The 1,692-nt window shown below is 37.5% G+C and carries 2 protein-coding genes; one reads left to right on the plus strand and one right to left on the minus strand.

Annotation, left to right across the window (positions count from 1 at the left end; all coding sequences use genetic code 11):
- The first annotated feature begins 68 nt into the window (after positions 1 to 68).
- Positions 69 to 1,010, plus strand: a complete 942-nt coding sequence (locus RB298_RS07140; RefSeq protein ID WP_486046574.1) for a hypothetical protein — start codon at positions 69 to 71, stop codon at positions 1,008 to 1,010.
- Between the two features lie 42 nt (positions 1,011 to 1,052).
- Here the strand turns inward: RB298_RS07140 and RB298_RS07145 are convergent.
- The coding region (locus RB298_RS07145) for a TcaA NTF2-like domain-containing protein (RefSeq protein WP_486046576.1) at positions 1,053 to 1,692 on the minus strand (640 nt) is incomplete at its 5' end.

Raw genomic sequence — 1,692 nt, forward strand, 5'->3', positions numbered from 1 at the left:
GAGTGAACATACTTTGTAATAATTTCCACAAAGCTTCGCATCATGCAGGATAGAAAGGGAGAAAACACTTGGGAAAATTAGATAACGGGCAAACAATTTATATTCAAAAAGAAACAAACGGAGCTGCTGTTACCGCACTTGTTTTAGGAATTATTGGGTGTGTAATAGGCTTCCTTCCCTATTTAGGGTGGTTTATGGCACCTGTATGGACACTGGCTGTTTTATTTGGACTAATTGGGCTTCGTAAAAAATATCGCAGAGGGATGTCAGTATTAGGCCTTCTATTTGGGGTAGGAGGAGCTGCATACAAAATTGGCTTTTGGATAGTGGCAGCTGGTGGATTTATGAGCTTTCTTAGCGGTGCTGCCGACCTTGATAGTACTTCTTCTACTTCCGTTTCTGAAGAAGTATCAGCAGCAGAAGAAGATACGGACGATTCTACGGAACCTTCTGCAGAAGAATCTTCAGAACAAGCTGATACAAGTATTGTTAAAAGAAAAGATGCCGCTTCAAATGACAGCGAGAAAAGTGGAGAAACCTCTGAAGAAGACAGTACAGACACTGAATCTAAGCAAACAGAAAATGATGCTGAGGTGCTAGAACTTACATCTTTTGACTTTAGCCGTACTAAAGACGTCATCGCTGGACGATCTAATCAACTATTTTTATTTGTATATGTTAGTGCAGAGTTTGAGGCAGAGGAGCCTTTCTTAAGTGAAATAAATAGTCAAATGTCTAAATTTAGAAAAGCAGACATTGAAGTGATTGGGGTAACAGATGGTTCAGCCAAATATGCAGATAAACAGGCTATTCAAAGAGAATCTTTAAAATTTCCCGTTTATTTAGATAAATCAGGCCAATATTATGACCAAAAAAGTATTTTCTTTGTCCCTGCCGTACACTTACAAAGAGGAGATGGAACAGAACTTTTGGATATGAACGAAAATGGTATTGAAGAGATGACAACTGAAGAACTAGCTTTAGAGATCATTGATAAATCTAAGCAATAAGAAGAAAACCCTCGGGTATGACCGAGGGTTTTCCTGTGTGTTTTACTTTGCTTCAGTTGAACTAATTAGCTGGTAAACACCTAAACTTCCATCGTCTAATACTTTTACTTTATGAATACTGTTGAACTTTTTGTATTTAACGGATCCATCTGCGTACGAAATATCATACTCTTCTGATGTATATACTTTATACATCGAATCATCAAGTTTTGTTACTCTATTTACGTTCAAGCTTAATAAGTCTTCTGTTATTCCTTTGTTGCTTAAATAAGATGTATACTCTTTCTGCTCTTTATATTTTGGGCCATTTGGATCGATAAAAGGCTCTGCGATAGAAAAATCTTCGTTGTCAATCGATGTAATTGTAGCATCCATATATTCTTCCATGAAACTAGATACTTCGCTTTCAGACACTCCAGAACTTGCTTCGGACTTTTCATCACTCGACTCTTCTTCTTCAGAAGAAGCCGATGCTTTTGCCGCGGCTTGTGTTGTATTTTCTTCATCAAAATTAAGCGCAACATCTTCCATTCCCTTTTTGATTGACACTTCTTCGGTTTGCTTTTCACCAGAATTAAATTCACGCTTTGCATATAATTTTACAGAACCATCCATTGGCAGTGGACCTAAGTAATCAATATCGCCAATTTCTGTTTTGGTGTCTTTGCCATTAACATACAGC

The sequence above is a fragment of the Priestia sp. BR_2 genome (genome assembly GCF_041954005.1).
GTDB lineage: Bacteria > Bacillota > Bacilli > Paenibacillales > Paenibacillaceae > Paenibacillus_AQ > Paenibacillus_AQ lautus_A.